Annotated in this window: 18 protein-coding genes; 15 read left to right on the top strand and 3 right to left on the bottom strand. The window is 42.6% G+C overall.

The window, feature by feature from the left end; translation table 11 throughout:
- Positions 1 to 1,038: 1,038 nt before the first annotated feature.
- The 4 genes from thrS (at position 1,039) to rnr (ending at position 7,566) form a co-directional block, all read left to right on the top strand.
- Positions 1,039 to 2,973 (top strand): threonine--tRNA ligase, encoded by a 1,935-nt coding sequence (gene thrS, locus JMX91_RS02940; protein WP_201547588.1) that lies wholly within the window; start codon positions 1,039 to 1,041, stop codon positions 2,971 to 2,973.
- A 23-nt stretch (positions 2,974 to 2,996) separates the two neighbouring features.
- Positions 2,997 to 3,500 carry a translation initiation factor IF-3 gene (gene infC, locus JMX91_RS02935; protein ID WP_057762155.1) on the top strand — a complete coding sequence of 168 codons (504 nt, stop codon included), beginning with the start codon at positions 2,997 to 2,999 and terminating at the stop codon, positions 3,498 to 3,500.
- 406 nt (positions 3,501 to 3,906) lie between these two features.
- Positions 3,907 to 5,151 (top strand): toxic anion resistance protein, encoded by a 1,245-nt coding sequence (locus JMX91_RS02930; protein ID WP_201547587.1) that lies wholly within the window; start codon positions 3,907 to 3,909, stop codon positions 5,149 to 5,151.
- 138 nt (positions 5,152 to 5,289) lie between these two features.
- The gene (gene rnr / locus JMX91_RS02925) at positions 5,290 to 7,566 is read left to right on the top strand and encodes a ribonuclease R (protein WP_201547586.1); all 2,277 of its coding nucleotides are present in this window, start codon (positions 5,290 to 5,292) and stop codon (positions 7,564 to 7,566) included.
- 117 nt (positions 7,567 to 7,683) lie between these two features.
- Here the strand turns inward: rnr and JMX91_RS02920 are convergent, their stop codons facing one another.
- The 3 genes from JMX91_RS02920 to hisA all read right to left on the bottom strand — a co-directional run bounded on the left by JMX91_RS02920 (position 7,684) and on the right by hisA (position 10,469).
- Positions 7,684 to 7,965, bottom strand: coding sequence for a hypothetical protein (locus JMX91_RS02920; protein WP_201547585.1), 282 nt, complete (start codon positions 7,963 to 7,965; stop codon positions 7,684 to 7,686).
- 81 nt (positions 7,966 to 8,046) lie between these two features.
- Positions 8,047 to 9,675 (bottom strand): mechanosensitive ion channel family protein, encoded by a 1,629-nt coding sequence (locus tag JMX91_RS02915; protein ID WP_201547584.1) that lies wholly within the window; start codon positions 9,673 to 9,675, stop codon positions 8,047 to 8,049.
- 56 nt (positions 9,676 to 9,731) lie between these two features.
- Positions 9,732 to 10,469 (bottom strand): 1-(5-phosphoribosyl)-5-[(5-phosphoribosylamino)methylideneamino]imidazole-4-carboxamide isomerase, encoded by a 738-nt coding sequence (gene hisA, locus JMX91_RS02910; protein ID WP_201547583.1) that lies wholly within the window; start codon positions 10,467 to 10,469, stop codon positions 9,732 to 9,734.
- Between the two features lie 1,113 nt (positions 10,470 to 11,582).
- On the opposite strand from hisA, the gene JMX91_RS02905 reads away from it, so the two are divergent.
- From JMX91_RS02905 to JMX91_RS02855, 11 genes are all read left to right on the top strand, one after another.
- Positions 11,583 to 12,935 (top strand): Na(+)-translocating NADH-quinone reductase subunit A, encoded by a 1,353-nt coding sequence (locus JMX91_RS02905; protein WP_201547582.1) that lies wholly within the window; start codon positions 11,583 to 11,585, stop codon positions 12,933 to 12,935.
- A gap of 5 nt (positions 12,936 to 12,940) precedes the next feature.
- Entirely contained in the window at positions 12,941 to 14,176 is a 1,236-nt protein-coding gene (locus JMX91_RS02900; protein ID WP_057762164.1) for an NADH:ubiquinone reductase (Na(+)-transporting) subunit B, read from the top strand.
- A complete protein-coding gene (locus tag JMX91_RS02895) occupies positions 14,157 to 15,059 on the top strand; it encodes a Na(+)-translocating NADH-quinone reductase subunit C (RefSeq protein WP_201547581.1) in 903 nt (300 codons plus the stop codon). Before JMX91_RS02900 ends, JMX91_RS02895 begins: the two co-directional genes overlap by 20 nt.
- 1 nt (position 15,060) lies before the next feature.
- Positions 15,061 to 15,732, top strand: coding sequence for an NADH:ubiquinone reductase (Na(+)-transporting) subunit D (locus tag JMX91_RS02890; protein ID WP_201547580.1), 672 nt, complete (start codon positions 15,061 to 15,063; stop codon positions 15,730 to 15,732).
- Positions 15,732 to 16,340: an NADH:ubiquinone reductase (Na(+)-transporting) subunit E gene (gene nqrE / locus JMX91_RS02885; RefSeq protein WP_057762170.1), complete on the top strand. Its 609-nt coding sequence runs from the start codon at positions 15,732 to 15,734 to the stop codon at positions 16,338 to 16,340. Before JMX91_RS02890 ends, nqrE begins: the two co-directional genes overlap by 1 nt.
- 122 nt (positions 16,341 to 16,462) lie before the next feature.
- Complete coding sequence (gene nqrF, locus JMX91_RS02880; protein ID WP_057762171.1) at positions 16,463 to 17,698, top strand: NADH:ubiquinone reductase (Na(+)-transporting) subunit F; 1,236 nt, start codon at positions 16,463 to 16,465, stop codon at positions 17,696 to 17,698.
- A 160-nt stretch (positions 17,699 to 17,858) separates the two neighbouring features.
- Positions 17,859 to 18,143 carry a hypothetical protein gene (locus JMX91_RS02875; RefSeq protein WP_201547579.1) on the top strand — a complete coding sequence of 95 codons (285 nt, stop codon included), beginning with the start codon at positions 17,859 to 17,861 and terminating at the stop codon, positions 18,141 to 18,143.
- A 177-nt stretch (positions 18,144 to 18,320) separates the two neighbouring features.
- The gene (locus JMX91_RS02870) at positions 18,321 to 19,121 is read left to right on the top strand and encodes an SDR family oxidoreductase (protein WP_201547578.1); all 801 of its coding nucleotides are present in this window, start codon (positions 18,321 to 18,323) and stop codon (positions 19,119 to 19,121) included.
- Between the two features lie 123 nt (positions 19,122 to 19,244).
- Positions 19,245 to 20,399: an FAD:protein FMN transferase gene (locus tag JMX91_RS02865; RefSeq protein ID WP_201547577.1), complete on the top strand. Its 1,155-nt coding sequence runs from the start codon at positions 19,245 to 19,247 to the stop codon at positions 20,397 to 20,399.
- A 132-nt stretch (positions 20,400 to 20,531) separates the two neighbouring features.
- Positions 20,532 to 20,777 (top strand): (Na+)-NQR maturation NqrM, encoded by a 246-nt coding sequence (gene nqrM / locus JMX91_RS02860; protein ID WP_057762175.1) that lies wholly within the window; start codon positions 20,532 to 20,534, stop codon positions 20,775 to 20,777.
- A gap of 396 nt (positions 20,778 to 21,173) precedes the next feature.
- A complete protein-coding gene (locus JMX91_RS02855; RefSeq protein ID WP_201547576.1) occupies positions 21,174 to 22,406 on the top strand; it encodes a CynX/NimT family MFS transporter in 1,233 nt (410 codons plus the stop codon).
- Positions 22,407 to 22,488: the final 82 nt, after the last annotated feature.

The raw sequence follows: 22,488 nt of genomic DNA, 5'->3' as shown, positions 1-22,488 counted from the left end.
GCTGTCTTAAATGATAATTTTTATAGTTAATAATCTTTCCGAAAAGAAAAGATAGTCAACTTTATTTTTTAGCATTCTGAATCAGCAAAAATCCACACAAGTTGTTCTTTAGTTATGCTTTTAAATAGTCTCAATCACTGTCGTCCAGTCATCGATATATAGGGTATTACTTACGCTATTCGCCTTTTCCCGTTGCCGGTTAAGCTATCTAGCGAGCCGACTATCTTATCATAATGATTTGAATTGTCAAGCTTTTTTATAATTTCGTTTCGCCAGGTTAACCGCGTTATTAATATGTAATTTACATATCAGTTGCCGCTAGTCCGTCTGATGAGGGCGTATTATAGAGGGTTTAATTTTTGTGTCAACCTGTTTTATTAATGTTTTTAATCTTATTTTAGTAGATGAATAAATCTGTATTTTTTTCAATGGGTTATAAAATTGAGGTTCTCTACTTTCTTTAATACTAGTGCGCAATGCGATTTAATTCACCAATTTTCAATAAAGATAAGCTTGTTTGATCTTCATAACTCGACTTATTTACCCTGTCATTTTTGAGTATTTTCCTTAAACAAATTATCTATTACATTTTTGAATGTTGATATTCACATGATTAGCACTATATAGAAGCTAAGTTATTCGGGGTTATATGACGCTTTCAATATATTGTCCTATATAGTGCAGTATCTGATACTACCTTTATCGTAAGATATGGCTGTTATATTAGTCGTCGCGCAATCCCTTGATATCTAGTGTTGAGAGACGGTTTTTGCTATAATAGGTATTTTGCTGCATTACTTATATATGTTGGCTGTTATATTACTTCTATAGCGAAATGCGTTTTGCTGCAATGCTACTGATTAACTGGCTTAGAGCCTTATATCAGCTCTAGCATATATAGTCATAGTAAGACTCTAGGTAATGCATCCCTTTCACAACATATCACGATGATTAGATATAATTGATGTGGTCTCACGGTTATATGATTGATGGTTGCAATCATCACTGCCAACGGACCCAATAATAGGCGAATAGATTATGGTAGCGATTACTTTACCCGATGGTAGTGTAAAAGACTTTGAAGGTCATACAACAGTCATGGAAGTGGCACAAAGTATTGGGACAGGACTCGCTAAAGCGACGGTTGCTGGACGTGTAAATGGTCATCTGGTAGATGCATATGATCCTATCGTCGCTGATGCCAATGTTGAAATCGTAACGCCAAAAGACGACGACGGTGTCGATATTATTCGTCACTCATGCGCCCACCTATTAGGTCATGCTGTTAAGCAGCTCTACCCTGATGTAAAAATGGTAATTGGTCCTGTTATTGATGATGGTTTTTATTACGATATCTTTAGTGAAACGCCATTTACGCCTGAGCATATGGAAGCGATTGAAAAACGCATGATGGAGCTGATCAAGCAAGATTATGACGTTATTAAAAAAATGACGCCACGTGCCGAAGCGATTGAGATATTTGAATCACGTAATGAAGACTATAAGTTAAAGCTTATCAATGATATGCCAGGTGAAGAAGCCTTTGGCTTGTATCATCACCAAGAATACGTCGATATGTGCCGTGGCCCGCATGTGCCAAACACGCGCTTTTTGAAAGTATTTAAACTGACCAAAATGTCAGGTGCTTACTGGCGTGGCGATGCCAAAAACGAGCAGTTGCAGCGTATCTATGGTACTGCGTGGGCTGATAAGAAACAGTTAAAAGCGTATATCCAGCGTATTGAAGAAGCAGAAAAACGTGACCATCGTAAAATTGGTAAAGCGCTGAACCTATTTCATATGCAAGAGCAAGCACCAGGTATGGTGTTCTGGCATGCTAATGGTTGGACGATTTATCAAGTACTTGAGCAATATATGCGTAAAGTACAATACGATAATGGCTACGAGGAGATTAAAACTCCTCAAATCGTTGATCGCAGTTTGTGGGAGCGCTCAGGACATTGGGGCAACTATGCAACCAATATGTTCACGACTTCTAGTGAAAACCGTGATTATGCGGTAAAACCAATGAACTGCCCTTGTCACGTGCAAGTGTTTAATCAAGGTCTAAAATCTTACCGTGACTTGCCACTGCGTATGGCTGAGTTTGGTTCTTGTCATCGTAATGAGCCATCAGGTTCATTGCATGGTTTGATGCGTGTACGTGGTTTTACTCAAGATGACGCCCATATCTTCTGTACGCAGGCACAGATTCAACAAGAAGTTGCTGACTTTATTAAGCTGACTCTTGCTGTCTATGAAGATTTTGGCTTTGACAATATTATTATGAAGCTTTCTACTCGCCCTGAAAAACGCGTTGGTAGTGATGAGTCTTGGGATTTTGCAGAAAAAGCGCTAGCAGATGCGCTTGATAGTTCAGGGCTAGACTGGGATTACTTACCTGGTGAAGGTGCATTCTATGGTCCAAAGATTGAGTTTAGTCTAAAGGATTCATTAGGACGTATTTGGCAGTGCGGTACTATTCAGGTTGATCCAAACATGCCTGAGCGTCTCGATGCAGAATTCGTCAATGAGCAGAACGATCGTGAAGTACCTATTATGTTGCACCGTGCAATCTTAGGTTCGTTCGAGCGTTTCATCGGTATTTTGATCGAAAACTATGCTGGTTGGATGCCAGTGTGGCTAGCACCGCAGCAAGTTGTGGTCATGAACATCACTGATAAACAAGCTGATGCATGTGAAAACGTAGTTAGCGAGCTCAAAAATGCAGGTTTGCGCGCTATTAGCGACTTGCGTAACGAAAAGATTGGATTTAAGATACGAGAGAAAACATTAGAACGTATTCCCTATATGCTAGTATTAGGGGATAAAGAAGTCGAATCGGGCAGTGTCAACGTCCGAACTCGCGAAGGTGAGAACCTTGGCGTGATGAGTGTTTCTGAATTTATTACATTAGTACAGACCGCTGTCAGTAAAAAAGGCCGACAGACCCCAAAAACAGATGAGGAGTAATACCTATTAAACAGTCCAACCGTTTGAACATCAACGAAGATATCAATGTCAAAGAAGTCCGTCTCGTTAAAGAAGATGGCGAGCAAATGGGCGTGGTTGATATCGCAACCGCGATGAAAGCGGCACGTGATGAAAATCTAGATTTGGTTGAATTAGTTCCTGAAGCTAAACCGCCAGTATGTAAGATCATGGATTATAAGCATTTCCTCTATGATCAAAAGCAAAAGGCTAAAGAAGCTAAGAAAAACCAAAAGCAGACTCAGCTTAAAGAGATGAAGCTACGTCCTAGTACCGAAGAGGCCGATTATCAGGTTAAACTGAGAAAAATCGTGAGCTTCTTGGAAGATCAAGACAAAGTTAAAATTAGCATCCGTTTCCGCGGACGTGAAATGGCGCACCAAGACATCGGTCGCAAACAACTTGATCGTATCATTGAAGATACTGCTGATATCTCAAACGTCGAACAGTACCCTAAGATGGAAGGTCGTCAGATGGGTATGCTGCTTGGACCCACTAAGAAAAAGTAATCTGTCTATTGGATTGCTTTGAGTGGTGGCTGTTAGTCTATATAGCTATTTATAACTCTAACCATCAATATGCTGCGGGATATTGATGGTTTTTTATTATGTGGACTCAAAAACCGCAGTAATAGACATAGCTATATTGAACATAAATAGCCTAGCATCATTGACTGACGCTATTTTACAAAATCTACCTTCTCAACTTTCTGATTACACGGTAATCTAAAGGTCTAGTGATATTTACTAGTCAGTACTTAGCAGTAACTAATGATCATGTGATAGAAATTAGTATGAGCTACAGATAACTTATAAGTATATAAAAGCTAAGTGTATAAATAAAAACAATGTATACCACGACTGTCAGAGTCGTTGACAAAAAACACTTCCCTTCTCCGATATTAGAGGATATTTCATGCAAGAATTGACACCACCAGAAAACGCTACAACTCCCAGTATTTCTCTAACAGCACCTGAACCTGTCAAAGAAATACAGAAAAGTGAAGCAGATCAGATGGTCAAATTGGATGAAAGCCAAATTCCTGAGCTCGATGCCAAGGTTGATGCTTTTGTTGATCATGTGCTGACCAACTCTGTGCATAGCGATGAGTTTAGACAGAACGTGCAGTCTATTCATAATCTAGGTACCAAAGAGATTCGTGAATCTGCACAAGTATCTAATCGAATGTTAGATTTGCCCGCAAAAAGTCTCAATGACAGTTTATTCGACAACTCTCCTATTGCCAAATCATTGACGGAACTACGCGGGATTGTTGAAGATTTGGATCCGAGCAAAAAAGAGCTGACCAGCTCACGCAAGCTGTTCGGTCTCATTCCATTCGGCAACAAAGTACAAGATTATTTCCGCCAATATGAATCAGCACAATCACATATCAATGCGGTCGTTACCAGTCTCTATAATGGTAAAGATGAATTGCTCAAAGACAATGCGATGATTGAGCAAGAAAAAGTCAATATGTGGGAGCTGATGCAGTCTATTCGCCAGTATGTCTATGTTGGCAAAAAGATTGATGAACAGCTAGAACAAAAAGTTTATGCGATAGAAGCAACAGATCCAGAAAAAGCTCGCATTATTAAAGAAGAGATGTTGTTTTATGTCCGTCAAAAAAACACTGACTTTTTAACTCAGTTAGCAGTGAATGTACAAGGCTATTTGGCGCTTGATACCATTCGCCGTAATAACTTAGAACTGATTAAAGGTGTCGATCGTGCAACCACGACTACTGTGTCTGCATTACGCACGGCTGTTGTCGTTGCTCAAGCAATGACCAATCAAAAATTGGTATTGGATCAAATCACTGCCTTGAATAAAACGACCAGTAGTTTGATTGAATCAACTTCAGCGATGCTCAAACGTCAGTCAGGTGAGATTCACGAGCAGGCGACCAGCAGTAGCATTGAGCTTGATAAACTGCAAAATGCCTTCAATAATGTCTATGACACGATGGATATGATTAGCAATTACAAAATTGAAGCGCTAGAGAATATGAAGCAAACGGTCAATACACTGACCACTGAAGTAGATAAAGCACAAAAATACTTGGATAAATCAAATCAGACTACGGTATTAGAAGTCTCAAAAGAGTTGGATAATAAAAAGATCACTAACCAATCAAGTAGTGTCGATATCGATATCTGATTTATCCCTATAGCGGTGCCAGAAAACTGACCGCTTCCTGCTACCGAATACACATAAGACAATTGACGCAAGATATTGCGACGTCGTTCGTGTTAAGATAGCCACTATTAATAATTTTAAAAATAGATACGGTAATTTATGAGTTGGAATGATCCAAACGCCTCAAGTGAGGCAAAAAAATATGATAACCCGATTCCTAGTCGTGAGCTGATACTCAGCACGATTAATGAGCATGGGGAAGTCACGCATCAACAGTTGGCAAAAGCCTTTAACATTGATGATCCTGATCAGTTTGATGCTTTGGGCAATCGCCTAAAAGCAATGGCGCGTGACGGCCAAGTGAATCGTGATGGTCGTCCTTATCGCTATCGTACGGTGACTAAGCAAGATATCGTCTCAGGTACAGTGTCTGCACATCCAAAAGGTTTTGGTTTTGTGGTACTAAGTGATATGCCAGATTTGTTTTTACATGAAAAACAAATGCGCTGGGTATTCAATGGCGATACAGTAGCAGCCGTCGGCACCTCGACAGACAATCGCGGACGTACCGAAGGGCGTATCGTTGATGTTGTCGAACGTCGTCAAAACAACTTTATCGGTACACTTGCTCGTGATGAAGACGGCTATTGTGTTGAGCTTGGTAGCCCAAACAATCATCAACCGATTACGGTTACTGATGACAATGTTCAGGCGCTAAATATTAAGCAAGGCGCTCCTGTCAAAGTCGATATCATTGACTGGCCAAACCAGCATGAATTTGCCACTGGAAAAATCACTGAAGTGCTGTCTGATGACAATGATCGTGAATTGATTATTGAGACTACCCTGCTCAACTATGATATTCCATCAGATTTTAGTGAAGCTGCACTTAAGCAAGCTGATGATTATCAAGAGCCAACCGAAAAAGATATAAAAGGTCGCACAGACATACGTCATCTACCGCTTGTCACTATCGATGGCGAAGATGCTCGTGACTTTGATGATGCTGTATTTGCTGAAAAGCGCTCTGGTGGTAACTACCGTGTTGTGGTTGCGATTGCGGATGTCAGCTATTATGTGACACCGAATTCACCACTTGACCAAGATGCCTATGAGCGTGGTACTTCAGTATACTTCCCGCATCGCGTGATTCCGATGTTGCCTGAAGTGTTATCTAACGGTCTATGCTCATTGAACCCTAATCTAGATCGCTTATGTATGGTTGCTGATATCAAGATATCGCGCGCCGGTAAAGTGACTGGATATGAGTTCTATCCATCAGTGATGCACTCACAAGCCCGTCTAACTTATAATCAAGTAAACGATTATCTTGTGAACCCAAATGATAAGAGATTACCTAAATCACTAACAGGTAATAAAGACGTTAAAAAATCTGTTGATACGTTACATCAGCTGTATGAGCTACTACTTAAAAAGCGTGAAGAACGTCATGCAATGGAATTTGAAACGGTTGAAACGTATATCAAGTTCAATGAGAAAGGCGGAATCGAAGCGATTTTACCACGCACTCGTGGCGACTCTCAGAAGCTAATCGAAGAATGTATGTTGCTTGCAAATACTTGTGCTGCAAACTTCGCGCTTAAACATGAGTTACCAGTTTTATATCGTAACCATGATAAGCCTGATAATGAAAAGTCGATGCGTATTCATGAATATGCGAAAAACTTTGGCTTACCATTCCCAGAAGAGAATCCAACGCAAGCGGATTATCAACGCATTATCGAAGCGACTAAAGATAGACCAGATGCCATCAGTATTCATAGCATGCTGCTGCGTTCAATGATGCAAGCAAACTATGCACCTGACAATATTGGTCACTTTGGCTTAGCATATGACGAATATAGCCACTTTACCTCGCCGATTCGCCGTTATCCAGATTTGATGCTGCATCGCGCGATTAAGGCAAAAGTCACCAACAGCCAACAACCTATTATGGACTTTTCTCTTGAAGGTGCTGGTACACAAACATCAGATACAGAACGCCGTGCAGAAAAAGCATCACGTTATGTAGAGTCTTGGCTCAAGTGTCATTATATGACCGATCATGTCGGTGAAGAGTTCGAAGGCGTTGTGACTACGGTTACTAGCTTTGGTTTATTCGTCACATTGACTGACTTATATATCGATGGTTTGGTTCATATTTCAAACGTTGGCGATGACTTCTTTGTCTACGATGAGCAGCAACAGCAGCTTATCGGTAAAGATAAAGGCACGCTATTTGGACTTGGCGATTCGGTTAAAGTGAAGGTTGCGGGTGTCAACATGGACCTGCTACAAATTGATTTTGATTTGAAGGCTAAATTGCAATCTAGTGCCATGAACCAAAGTAAAAAAGGTCAACCGAAGAAAGAGCAGCCTAAGAAAACTCCAGCGAAAAGAAGCAGCAACCGCAGAGGCGCTGCCAAAAAAAGCTAAGCTTAGACTGATGCTTAGGTACTGATGTTGTAATACAATAAAAAAGGCTAACGTAATCGTTAGCCTTTTTTATGCGTTGTATTTTTAAGTTATAGATAGCATAGCTATTTATTGTGCCTATTGCGCATCGTCTAATTGATCTACACGGTCTTGTTCGGCTTGCTGCGCTTGGTCAATTTTACTGGTCGCACTATCTACGATAGCTTTCGGCTGTTGACTAAGTGGCTGGCTAGTAATATCTGTGTCAGAGGTAGCTACTGTAGAATCAGGCTGTTCAGCCTCTACACTACTGGTTGCAATCTCTCTATTTTGTTCGCGACTATTGCCATTGATAATGTTAAAGCCAAGCAATGCCACAATACCAATTATTGCAAAGATAATAACGTGTTTCATTTCCATAAAAAGCCCCGTATTTGAATAACCACCAAATATAGATTCTGTTGCACTTTCTATGCCTAAACTTTATTTAACGTTTAACATCTATTCTTGAGGGCTATTATTATTCAATAAGTCAGTCTCATCTGAGCTTTGAGCAATCTCTTGCTCAACCTTTTCCATCAGCTTATCGTCAGGACGGGCATCGAAAACCTCATTAGCACTGCGACCTTGCAAAATGGTTTTGGCTCGAGCCTTGGCTTGTTTTTTATCTTGGTCATCCGTATGACTCTCGCTGACCTGATTTGCTTCAGCAGGTTTAGGGATAGTCGGAGTAATCGTTATATCAGATTGAATATTATTAGCATTGCTGACACTGCTTTGCATGTGTTCAAAGGCTTTTTCTAACTTATTATTAAAACGCAGACGATATATAGGCTCAGGTAAGCTAAAGCCTTTATCTTCTAGTGCATGCTTGGTCTCACGAATGGCGATACTGCGTGCTTTGGCAAAGTCAGTCTCTGATTGATCTACCCAAACCTGAAATTCCAAAACAATATTAGAATCGCCGACATTGGTAATGACCGCAATTGCCTTAGGCTCATCCAAGACAAACGCCAGTGTATGTATCGCATCCAATCCGACTTTGATTGCTGCTAATGGATCATCATTGGCATCAACGCCCAGCTCAAAGGTGAAGCGACGCTCAGGATTTTTGGTATAGTTTAGAATCGTACCTTTAAACACTTCAGCATTTGGAATGCGCAGCTGATTACCATCCAGTGTCATCAGTATTGTCGCACGTGAGGTCAAGCGAACCACGATGCCCTCTTGTCCATTAATCACGATATGATCACGGGCACGAAAAGGTTGGCGAATGCTCAGCATTAGTGAAGCGATATAATTTTCAATGGTATCTTTGACTGCGAAACCAACCGCAATACCAATGACACCTGCCCCACCAAGCAATGTGCCTAAAATAGTCTCTGCACCTATTAGACTTAGTCCTAGAATCAGACCAAAAATAATAAAGATAACTTTAATGGTCTGCGACAAGAGCTCAGCGACAAAAGGATTGGGCGTGAGGCGCTGCCACATTTTTTTGCGTCTAGATAACCAACTACCAAACCATGCCACCAAGGCAAATATAACAATGCCGACCAATAGTAGCGGTAGCGCCTTCACTAGATTAGTCACCTGCGCTTTTAGACCCTGATAAACTGTCGATACGTTTTCTTGAACATCTAGTGTACGGTTGATATTGTCATCAACCGTTACGACGTCTGTCAAACGGTTGGTCAGATTGATGGCTTGCTGCGCCTTTTTTTCGTTGGCAGTCTCTCCCGCCAAGGTGACAACACCTTGAGTAACACTGACAGTGACAGCTTGTAATCCTTCTATTTCAGAAAAGATACCATTGATTCGCTGACGGATGTCGTTGTCTTTTTGGAGGGTGGGTGTGGTTTCAATTTGACCATTATTGGTACTTTCGCCATTGATTGCGGGTGGCGGGGCAGGAGTCGGTGTGGAAATGTTAGTTTCTGACGTGTCGTCATCTGCTGTCGTTGTATTATCAGGTATTGCTTCCTCTACACCCAATGCCGCTGCAATACCAGAAACCTCTTCACCAGCAGCATAGGCTGGCAACGTACAAAAGATGCTTAGTAGCAACACCATTTGACCCCACGCTCTTAGAAGATGACGTATCCTTAGGCGGTCAAGATAAGTGTCCATAAGCATCCTTTGCTGTTATAGAGTTTGTACCATTACGTTTTTACTAACTTTGAGCGTTAGCTGTCTAGATAGCGCTGCGCCTCACTCAAGTTCAATGTGCCTTCGTAGATAGCACGGCCAGTGATAATACCTTCTATACAGTCGCCATAAGGCTTCAATAGCTCAATGTCTTTCATATCAGTAACGCCACCTGATGCAATCACTGGTAATCCGCCTTCACGTGCCAAATTGACGGTTTGCTCTACGTTGACCCCTTGCATCATGCCATCACGGGCAATATCAGTATACACAATAGACGAGACACCCACATCAGCAAAACGCTTGGCAAGCTCAGTTGCCTTGGTATCGGTAACATTTGCCCAGCCATGTGTCGCCACCATACCGTCTTTGGCATCGATACCGACAATGATATGCCCTGCAAATTCGCGGCAAGCTTCCGCGACAAAATCAGGATCTTCAACGGCTTTTGTACCAATAATGATATACGTCAAACCTGCGGTAATATACTGCTCGATAGTGTTCATGTTACGTACACCGCCACCCAATTGAATAGGCAGGTTCGGATAGGCTTTGGTGATATCATTGACCACTTGTCTATGTACTGGCACGCCATCAAAAGCACCATTCAAATCGACCAAATGCAGGCGACGCGCACCTTCATCTACCCAACGTGCTGCCATGGCAACTGGATCATCAGAGAATACCGTATCATCTTCCATACGGCCTTGTTTTAAACGTACACACTTACCATCTTTTAAATCAATAGCCGGGATAATGACAGGCACAGCACACATATAGCATTCCTTATAAAGCACAAGATTGGCAATAAATTTAGTAAATTAAAATTTTGAGAATGAAACGTTATCGAAGCATCAAATAAATCGAAGCATCAAATAACGAGAGAAAACGCTGCTTAAAAGTAGCATAAATTATGGACAGATCGAAAACCAAGACATCGCTAAGTTAGCAATCTGTTTGAATACAAATAAGAAAAACAGAAACTAGACAATCATAACCATAAGTTTTAATACGTAGAATCACTACCAACAATCGTTAAATTCTATTACTGACTGGCAATTTTAGGTCAATTTAGCGTATAATCCTAGGTAAATTTTTATTTGTTTCTATGTGATAGTAACCATGTGTTACGCTTTTTGTTGAGTTGTTACAACTCACTAATACAGCATGGTGATCAGGATGGATCGAGCAATCGTTCAATACGCCAATAAAATATTGGCCAAGAAATTGCTAAAAAGGACTATCTGAAAAAATCTCAACCAATAGTCTCTAAACCATCGATTCTGCGGTATTTAACCTCAATTAGATGTCTTGCAAGTCCCTATCACTAGCTAACTATATTAAAACCGTTACGATTAAAACTATAGCAGCTTATAATAAGTGAAGTTTGCTTATCAGTTGCTTAGCTAGTTTGTCTTTTAACCAGTATATCATCTACCTTAATAGATCGTTATTTGGCCACACTCTTATTCTATCGAATATCTGTAAACGGTATTAGTGAACGAGAGATGGTCAAACATACTGGTGTTACAAGTTTTAAATTTCAATGAAACGTGTGATAAAGCCATTTGCATTTAAACCAGTCTATTTTAGCCATGTGCTGTAGTAATTGATTTCGATGAAGCGGTTTTAGCATACACCTTGGTAGCCAGTCGCCACTTTGGTAATTCGAATAAGACATTAACGTGTTGTTAAGGAGTCTAAGGTCAGCGTTAATACTCTTACTAGTAGTTATGATCATGTATTGTCTTCACAGAGCTTTCATCCCTATTTCACTATAAAGGAAATAGACGATTGAAGGCTTTATTGAGTGATACAAATGTTCATGCTACCGATATACCAAACAGGACGTCTGGTATCGTTTTAGACTATGGACTAAGTTTTCGCTTATGATTACCATCAAAAAAGGTTTGGATTTGCCCATCACTGGTGAACCCTCCCGCGAGATATCTGAGCACCAACCGACACATGTAGCACTTGTTGGCTATGATTATGTGGGCATGAAGCCCACTATGAATGTCAAAGAAGGTGACATTGTAGCCAAAGGTCAGCCCGTTTATGAAGACAAAAAACGTGTTGGCGTGATCTACACTGCCCCTGCTGCCGGTAAGGTCGTCGCTGTTAAACGTGGCGAACGTCGAGTGTTTGAGAGTCTTGTGATTGCGGTCGACCCAAATGGTGAAGAAGTAGACTTTGAGCGCTATGACTCACAGCAGCTTGCTGACCTAGACTCTGAAGTCGTTGAAACCCAACTGATTGCCTCTGGCGAATGGACGGCGTTCCGTACGCGTCCTTATAGCCGCGCACCCGAAATCGGTGCTCGTCCACATGCCATCTTTGTCACAGCAATGGATACTAATCCACTTGCCTTTGACCCGATGCTTGTGATCAATGAGCAGCTACAAGCGTTCAATGATGGACTTGCTGTATTATCTACGCTTAGTCCAAAGACCTTTGTCTGCCATCACGGCGATGCCCAACTGACGCCAGTTGCAAAAACTGCAGCGAATAACGTCACTGAGTATCATGGTTTTGCTGGTAAGCATCCAGCTGGTCTTGCTGGTACGCACATTCATTTCTTGCACCCTATCAGCCGCGGTGTAACCGTATGGACGATTGGTTATCAAGACGTGATTGCCATCGGTAAATTGTTCACGACAGGTCGTCTATATACGCGCCGCATGGTGAGCTTAGCAGGTCCTGCTGTCACTAACCCGCATTTGGTTATGACTGAACGTGGTGCTGATATCACTGCATTGACCAAAGGTAAACTGGCTGCTGGCGAGAACCGTATCATTTCAGGTTCAGTATTGTCTGGTCGCAAAGTGTTTGAAAACATCGCCTATCTAGGTCGTTTTCACAATCAGATCAGCGTATTGACTGAAGGCCGTGAGCGTCCTGCGTTCCATTTCTTTACTCCAGGTAAAAACCGCTTCTCAAAACTGCCTATCTATATTTCGCAGTTCTTTGGTGGCAAAAAATACGACTTTACTACCACAAGTAACGGCTCACCACGAGCAATGGTACCAATCGGTGTCTATGAAGAAGTCATGCCACAAGATTACCTACCAACTCAATTACTACGTGCATTGATTGTCGAAGACATCATTAGTGCCGTAGACCTGGGTGTGCTTGAACTGGACGAAGAAGATTTGGCACTATGCACCTTTGTATCTCCTGGCAAATATGAATTCGGTGATATTTTGCGTGATAACTTAACGCGCATTGAGCTGGAGGGCTAACCACGATGAAATTTTTACACAATATGTTCGATCGTATGGAGCCATCTTTCACCAAAGGCGGCAAACACGAAAAGTACTACGCTATTTTTGAGATGTTTGATACGTTCTTACGTCAACCAAGCTCAACCACTTATGCATCATCGCATGTACGTGACGGCATTGACCTAAAGCGTATTATGATTACCGTATGGCTATGTACCTTCCCAGCGATGTTTTGGGGTATGTACAACATTGGTCATCAAGCACTAACCGCCATCGCTCAGCTTGGCTTACAGCCTGAAGGCTGGCGTACTGTGATCACTAGCATGGCAGGCTATAACCCAGACAGTATTTGGGCAAGCTTCGTCTATGGTGCAATGCAGTTTTTGCCTATTTACATCGTGACGTTTGCGGTAGGTATTCTCTGTGAGATTATCTTTGCTGTCGTCCGTGGACACGAAGTCAACGAAGGTTTCTTTGTGACTTCAGTTCTATTTGCATTATGTCTACCACCTGATATTCCTTTATGGCAAGTTGCCCTAGGTATTATCTTTGGTGTAGTCGTCGCAAAAGAAGTGTTCGGTGGTACTGGTAAAAACTTCCTTAACCCTGCCCTATCGGGTCGTGCATTCCTATACTTTGCTTATCCAGCCTATATGTCTGGTGACTCAGTATGGACGGCAGTAGATGGTTTCTCAGGTGCAACCCCTCTTGGCCTTGCAGCCCTTGGTGTGGTTCCTCAGGACTTCGTCGACGTTTATGGTAATGCCATCACGTGGAGTGATGCATTCTTAGGTAATATGCAAGGTAGTATCGGTGAAGTATCGACGCTAGCCATCCTAATGGGTGCGGCAGTGTTGCTATGGACGCGTATTGCCTCTTGGCGCATTATGGCAGGTTGTGTGGTCGGTCTGATTGCGACGTCTCTTGTGTTCAACATGATTGGCTCTGAAGACAACATGATGATGAGCTTGCCGTTCTACTGGCACTTAGTTATCGGTGGCTTTGCTTTCGGTGCTGTATTTATGGCAACCGATCCAGTATCAGCTGCGCATACAAACAAAGGCCGCTGGGCTTACGGTATCTTGATTGGTTTTATGACCGTATTGATTCGCGTCATCAACCCTGCTTTCCCAGAAGGCATCATGCTGGCCATTCTATTCGCCAACTTATTTGCTCCATTGTTTGATTACTTTGTGACTCAAGCAAATATCAAACGCCAAACCGCTCGGAGGGTTCGCTATGTCCAAGCCCAAAAGTAATAACGCGAAAACCATCAGTGTGGCCTTGACGCTATGCTTGGTGTGTTCAGTGTTGGTCTCAGCAGTGGCTGTTGGTCTAAAACCTGCACAAGTTGAAAACGCACGTTTAGACCGTAACAAAAATATCTTAGTTGCGGCTGACTTGTTTGATGCTGAGTCTGATACAGCAGATGATGTTGCCGAACGTTTTAAAGACTTTGAAGTAAAAATCATTGATCTAAACGAAGGTACTTATCTCGATGACGATGCGCTAAAAACTGCTGGCATCCCTGATCGTAACGCTTATGACGCCAGTCAAGCAACAAAGAACCAAGCCCTAAGTGAAGACTTGGGTGATAACGATCCTGCTGGTATTGGGCGTAAGCCAAAATACGCCAAGGTCTATGTCAAAAATGATGACGCAGGTCAGCCAGAAACGGTCGTATTGCCTGTTCAAGGCTATGGCCTATGGGGTACGATTTATGGTTTCTTAACACTTGAGAGTGATATGAATACCATCAAAGGCATCAGTTTTTATGAGCATAAAGAAACTCCAGGTCTTGGTGCACGTATTGAAGAGCCAGAATGGCGCGCACAGTGGACCGGTATCCAGTCTTATGATGAAAATGGTAACGTGGCAACTGGTGTGACCAAAGCTGGTACGCCAAAAGACAATTGGGTTGATGGCATCAGTGGTGCAACTTTGACCAGTCGCGGTGTCAGTAACATGATCCAATTTTGGTTGGGCGAGCAAGGTTATAAGCCTTATCTAGATAAGCTACGTGAACAGAGCGGTCAAACAATTGATAATGCAAAGACACAAGCAAATCAATCAAAGCTGGCAGCTCAACCTAAAACCGAATTGGCAGCCAAGCTACCAGTAGCAAACGGCAAGGAGGCATAACATGGCTGACACTAAAAGCATTTTAACCACGCCTATCTTTGATAATAACCCTATTGCCCTACAGATCCTTGGTATCTGTTCGGCATTGGCTGTCACTACCAGCATGGCTAACGCTATGGTCATGTGTGTGGCATTGACTTTGGTAACGGCATTTTCAAGCTTCTTTATCTCGATCATCCGTAAACAGATTCCATCGAGCATTCGTATCATCGTACAGATGACGATTATTGCTTCGTTGGTTATCTTGGTTGATCAGGTGCTAAAAGCGGTGGCTTATGACGTTAGTAAAGGTTTGTCAGTTTTCGTTGGTCTGATTATCACTAACTGTATCGTTATGGGTCGTGCTGAAGCATTTGCTATGAGCAACCCACCAATCCCAAGCTTTTTAGACGGTATCGGTAACGGTCTTGGTTACTCAGCAGTATTGCTATTCGTCGCAACTATCCGTGAGCTATTGGGTGCTGGTACTTGGTTCGGTGTTACGATTCTACAGCCAGTCACTGATGGCGGTTGGTATATACCAAACGGTCTATTACTATTGCCACCATCAGCGTTCTTTATCATTGGTTTGTTCATCGCTGTTGTCCGTATCTGGAAACCAGAACAAGTTGAAGAAGCTGAGTTTGTAATGAAGCCGCAGTCTAAAGGCATGGCACATGGAGGCGGTCACTAATGGGACATTATGTTAGTTTATTTATAACCTCAGTCTTTATCGAGAACATGGCGCTTGCCTACTTCTTAGGCATGTGTACTTTTTTGGCCGTATCCAAAAAAGTCTCTACAGCGATTGGTCTAGGTGTTGCGGTTATTGTCGTTATGGCAATTACCGTTCCACTAAACAATTTACTATTCCAGTTTATCCTAAAAGATGGTGCGCTGGCATGGGCAGGTTTCCCTGATATCGACTTGAGCTTCTTAGGATTGCTAAGTTATATCGGTTTGATTGCAGCCACCGTACAGATCCTAGAGATGTTCTTGGACAAGTTTGTACCAAGTCTATATAACGCACTTGGGGTATTCTTACCACTCATCACCGTAAACTGTGCCATCTTGGGTGGTGTATTATTTATGGTTGAGCGTGACTATAACTTTGGTGAATCTGTTGTCTATGGTGTGGGTGCAGGCTTCGGTTGGGCACTTGCTATTACAGCATTGGCGGGTATCCGTGAAAAGCTAAAATACTCAGACATTCCAGCACCGCTGCGTGGTCTTGGTATTACTTTTATCACGGTTGGTCTTATGTCGCTCGGCTTTATGTCGTTCGGTGGTATGTCCATCTAAACCGCTAAGCTCAAAGCTTTCATTAGCTATTTGACTTATTTAATTCATTTATTCGGTAGAGGTTTGGGTACAGCATAGATTATGCCCCCACACCCCTACCCCATAGATTAAGGATACCTACCATGGATTACGCTACGGCGATTGGTGGCGTTGCTATGTTTACCTTGATCATCATGGGCCTCGTCGCTATTATTTTGGCGGCGCGCTCAAGACTGGTCAGTTCAGGCGATGTCACTATCCATATTAATGATAATCCCGATAATGATGTGGTGACACCAGCTGGCGGCAAACTACTACAAACGCTAGCGGGCGAAGGTATATTTTTATCTTCAGCTTGTGGTGGTGGTGGTACTTGTGCGCAGTGTCGTTGCCGCGTTATTGAAGGTGGTGGTTCTATTTTGCCCACCGAAGAAGGCTATTTTACTCAAGGTGAAATCCGCAATCACATGCGCTTAGCTTGTCAGGTAGCTGTTAAGCAAGACATGAAAATTGAGATTGATCCTGAGTTCTTTGATGTACAGAAATGGGAATGTGAAGTTATCTCTAACGATAACGTTGCCACTTTCATTAAAGAGCTGGTACTAAAAATTCCAGAAGGCGAAGAAGTAAACTTCCGCGCTGGTGGTTATGTGCAGCTTGAAGCGCCACCGCATGAAGTGCACTACAAAGACTTTGTGATTGATGAAGAGTATAGAGAAGACTGGGAAAAATTCGGTATCTTCAACTATGTCTCGAAAGTTGATGAGCCAGTTATCCGTGCTTACTCAATGGCCAACTATCCTGAAGAAAAAGGCCTCATCAAGTTTAATATTCGTATCGCAAGTCCACCGCCACGTGGTCCTGACGGTATTCCACCAGGCAAAATGTCTTCATGGGTATTTAGCTTAGTACCTGGTGACAAAGTGACAGTTTCAGGTCCTTATGGTGAGTTCTTTGCCAAGAAGACCGAAGCTGAAATGATCTTTGTTGGTGGTGGTGCTGGTATGGCTCCAATGCGCTCACATATCTTTGATCAGCTTAAACGTTTGAACACTGATCGTAAGATTAGCTTCTGGTATGGTGCTCGTTCTATTCGTGAGATGTTCTACGTTGAAGACTATGATCAGCTAGAAGAAGAGTTCGATAACTTTGAGTGGCATGTTGCACTGTCTGACCCATTACCAGAAGATAACTGGGAAGGTCCAACAGGCTTTATCCATAATGTATTGCTCGAAAACTATCTGAAAGATCATCCAAACCCAGAAGACTGTGAATACTACATGTGTGGGCCACCGATGATGAACGCTGCTGTAATCGACATGCTACACAGCATGGGCGTGGAAGATGAAAACATCATGCTTGATGATTTCGGTGGTTAAGTTAGATACTTAATCTGACAGCACAAATCTAAGAATAAAAAAGAGTCTCAATTGAGGCTCTTTTTTTGTTTCCAAAAACTTACAATTATTGGTTTTTCTTGTTAACATTTGATAAAAGATAAAGAATTTTTAGCTAACATTTTTAAACTAAGGTCAAAATATGAAACGTAGTATGTTCAAGATTCTTGCTATTTCTGTAGTTGCTATTACTGGATGTACAACCGACCCCACAATGTATCGCTCAACGCAAATGGCACAACCTACATGGCAGAAAGCAGGTGTGGCACAACATGATGTAAATAGCGCTTTACAGAAATGTCGTTACGATATTGGGATGGCAAATGTTAGCCCTGAAAAAGAAAACACTTTACTTAAAGCATGTATAGAATCTAAAGGCTATCGCTATACAAATAAAAATTTAAATGAAAATACATATCTGCAATAGAAGTTTCTACAAGATAACTTTAAAAATCAAGGTGCCTTTTAAGGTGCCTTTTTTGTTGAATTTAGATTGACTGAATGAGGGATTTTAGCTCATAGTTCTAATTAGAACGACATTCTTACCGATTACTACTATTATCGGAAGGTAGGTAAGAATTTATTTAACTAAGAAAGGACTCTTATGAAAACGAAATACAAAGATTTGACTATTTGGATTACCGGTGCTTCTAGTGGTATTGGGCAAGCATTAGCCGTTGCCTTCGCCAAGCGCGGCGCTAGGATTATTCTAAGTGGACGTGACAGTGATAAGTTAGAGGCGGTCAAAAACAGCTGCAAACGCGCTAACAAACATATTATTGTTCCTTTTGATATCAGTGATGCCAATCAAACCAAAGAAGCTTATGATACTGCTAAAGCTCAGGCTGGGAAAATCGACTGGCTCATCAATAATGCTGGTATCAGTCAGCGTTCGCTCATCATGGACACGGCTGAAGAAGTTGAGCGTCAAATCATGGAAATAGATTATTTTGCTCAGACGCGTCTTACTAGACTTGCGTTGCCTGATATGATCGCTCAAGGCGGCGGCAAAGTGGTAATGGTCTCGAGTGTGGCAGGTCTATTGGGTACACAATATCGAGGTGCTTATGGGGCAGCCAAGGCAGCGCTGCATATGTGGGCAAACAGTTTGCGAGCTGAGCTACATGATCAAGGTATCGAAGTAGCCACGATATTCCCCGGGTTTATCCAGACTAATATCTCTATCAATGCGTTGACTGGCGACGGTAGTGCACAAGGTACGATGGATGAGGCAACCAATAACGGTCTGACTGCGACTGAGTTTGCTAGACAAGTTTTGAAAGCGCTCACCAAGGGAGAGGAATATATCATCGTCGCTGGTCGTAAAGAAAAACTGGCCACACGAGTCAACCGCGTCTCTCCGCCAAAACTCTATAAGCTCATACGTGAGTCACAAGTAAAATAATCCGCTCAACCGAACGAATTGTCGCTGAATGGTGCCTTCATTAGTATTTTTGGGTTCAAGGGGTGTAAAATAAGCGTGGCTTGTTTTACACCCTACTCATTTCTACGCCATACCGAAAATATTATGAAAAACACTATATCCAGCTTATCTTCCAAAAAACCTCTGCACCTTACCTTAGTAGGCGTCGTTGGCCTTGCTAGTACTTTAGGTCTCAGTGCTTGCCAGCAAACCCCAGACTATAACTATCTGATCGGTGAGACGATGGGGACGAGCTATCATATTAGCTATCAGTTGCCTGATGATGCGGACGAAGCTGCCATACAAGCTGCGGTAGACGAGCGCCTAAAACAAATTAACGATAGCATGTCTACTTATCAAAACGACTCGACTATATCTACATTCAATCGTTTGGGCAAAGACAAACCTATCACTATCGATGCTGATTTTAGTCGTGTGCTAGACGTATCACAAATTGTCTATCAGCAGTCTGGCGGTGCTTTTGACCCTACCGTTATGCCACTCGTAAATACATGGGGCTTTGGGAGCACCATGACGGTCGAGCGCCTACAAAGCCCTCCGACCGCCGTTGAGATTGCGCAAGCAAAAGCATTGGTCGATTTTGAGAGCATCATAAAGAAAGATGACACCATCTATAAGACCAAAGACGGCGTTGGTTTAGATTTTTCTGCTGTTGCCAAAGGTTATGGCGTCGATGTCATCGCTGATGTGCTGAGAGAGGATTACCAAATTCGTAACTATATGGTTGAGATCGGCGGTGAAATTGCCACTTCTGGTGTCAACAATCAGCAGCAGCCATGGCAAATTGCGATTGATGCCCCTATTGAAGGCAGTACTGTCAGCGAACGCCAAACCATATCTGCTATTCGCCAACCAAAGAATACGGCTAGCCAAATGCATCTAGCTACCTCTGGTAACTATCGCAACTCTGTTATATTCGATGGCAAACGCTATAGCCATACTATCGACCCGACAACGGGTACCCCTATTGCAGGCGGCGCACCTTCAGTCACTGTCGCAGCTGATTCTGTCGCGTTGGCGGATGCGTGGGCAACTGCCCTTACCGCGATGCCTTATCACAAAGCACTAGACCTCGCTAAAACACAGAATCTAGCAGCCATGTTCGTGGTACTAGCTGATGATATAAAAGCAAAGGGTTCTGACGATATGTCTAACGAAGCTACTGACGACAATATTGATGACTGGCAGGTGATACAGACACCAGCGATGAAAGCACTACGCGCCGATAAAAAACCCTAGTATTCATACCCATGTGTACGAGAACACACAACGAATGATGTAAAAATTTGCTATACTATGACCATGGTTGTGACCAAAGATACTTAATAAATCCTGAGTGCAACTGTCCATTTTTAAAATGAGGTTTCCTCTATGCTTAGCCAACTGCTTCCTATGCTTGCCATTACTTTCACCGTATTTGTCCTATTCTTCATTTTTATGGGTGTCGGTTATATGGTCAAAAAAAAGCCGCTTAGAGGATCTTGTGGCGGTGTTGCCAAATTGATGGGCGATGAAAATTGCTCGTTTTGTGGTAATGATCCCAATAAGTGCGATTCACTAATCGCTGAACAACAAGAGAATGCATTAAGAGCTGCTCAATTGGGTAAATCGGTTTAATAGCCTATTGGTTACCATACGCTGGTAGCATTTACCTGACATATGTTCTTATAATAGCGTCAAGTCATTCAAAAGTGACTTGGCGCTATTTTTATTGTGCGATAAGACTGCTTATTTAAGATTATTTATCATCGCCATCTCTTATTATCACTGTTCTATAGCCGTAACTCGAAGTAACCACCCATACATTTTGACTAACCTGCCTGCCAATTTAGCAAAGTCAGTTAAGCAAATTGTATGTCTTACGCGCTACATATATTTTTCGGTCTCATTTAAGATATCGCTTACCGTTTAGGTACGTGTCTGGGTAAACGCTCTCTGGTGTTATTTTATAAGCGGCGATTTCTTGGCGCTGTTTAATAACGTGTTCTTTTTCGCTGTCATCGTTGTGCTGCTATGTCTACCTCGTCCAATCTATCTGCTTCATCTAGCCTGCCCTCCTCACGCTTTACCTTTTGGTTGGTGCTGTGTGCCATGATTCTGCTAGCCACCAATATGCGTGCACCTATCGTCGCGCTAGGTTCTATCGCTCCAGTGGTAAAGGACGCGCTTGATATCTCTGAGTTTCAGATAGGTTGGCTAGGGGCAGTGCCTATGCTTAGCTTTGCCGTTGGTGCGCTGATTTCCCCAACCATTGGCAAGCGGTTCGGACTAGAAAACACACTGATTGCCATGATTGGGCTATTGACGGTAGGGATGATTATCCGTACCGTTATCCCGACGTGGAGTGGGTTTTTAATTGGTACTTTGTTGCTTACCCTCGCTATCGGCTTCGCTAATACTTTAGCAGCACCTGTTATTAAGCAGCGTACCCCACAACATATTCCGCTGATTACAGGGTTGTTTAGTCTGACGATGACCACAGCAGCAGGTATCGTCGCAGGCGTCGTATTACCGCTATCGGAGCAGGTTGGTTGGCAGTGGGCATTAGGCGGTTGGACGATTTTAGGTGTTTTTGCATTTGTTATCTGGCTGTTCTTACGTGTGCGTTTGGGTTCATCTAACCATCAAGCGGTCATCCCTGCGGCCTTAGGTTCTTCTGACATCTCTATGTGGCGAACCACTTTTGCGTGGCAGATTGCGATTTTTATGGGTTTGCAGTCATTATTGTTTTATACCGTCGCCAGTTTTTTACCATCGATTTGGGTTAGTAAAGGACTATCTGCCGTCAGTGCTGGACAGATGGGTTCTGTATTTCAATTTATGGCGCCAGTCTCTATCTTAAGCCTAACTTGGCTAGTCAATCGCGGCCGCCCTATTCAAGCGCTAGCGGTATTTGCTGCTGTGCTAAATGTCGTTGGCATATTGGGCGTCAGTTATCTATCTACTGATTTGGCATGGCTATGGTCAGGCATGATGGGCATGGGCTGTTCGGCGATCTTTACCTTGAGCATGATGCTGTTCTCTATGCGTACTTATACGACCAATCAGGCAAGTGAGCTGTCTGGTATGGCTCAAGCAGTTGGTTATGTCATTGCGTTTTTTGGACCATTGGGTACAGGTTGGTTGCACGAGATGACTGGGAGCTGGAGTATGCCGCTTTTTATTATGCTGATACTGATGATTGTCAACGTCGTGATTGCTTGGCTTGTTAGTCGTCCAGTCATGGTCGATGGCAAATATATTTGATTGCTATCAGCTTTCATTTCTATCAGTTCTTGTGGTCTACAAGGCTATGATTGCTAACGCGCAATAAATCGGTCTTAAATTA

It is taken from the genome of Psychrobacter sp. Pi2-1, from assembly GCF_904846645.1.
Lineage (GTDB): Bacteria > Pseudomonadota > Gammaproteobacteria > Pseudomonadales > Moraxellaceae > Psychrobacter.
The sequence above is the reverse complement of the archived record's forward strand: the minus strand, read 5'-3'. Positions and strand labels throughout refer to the sequence as shown.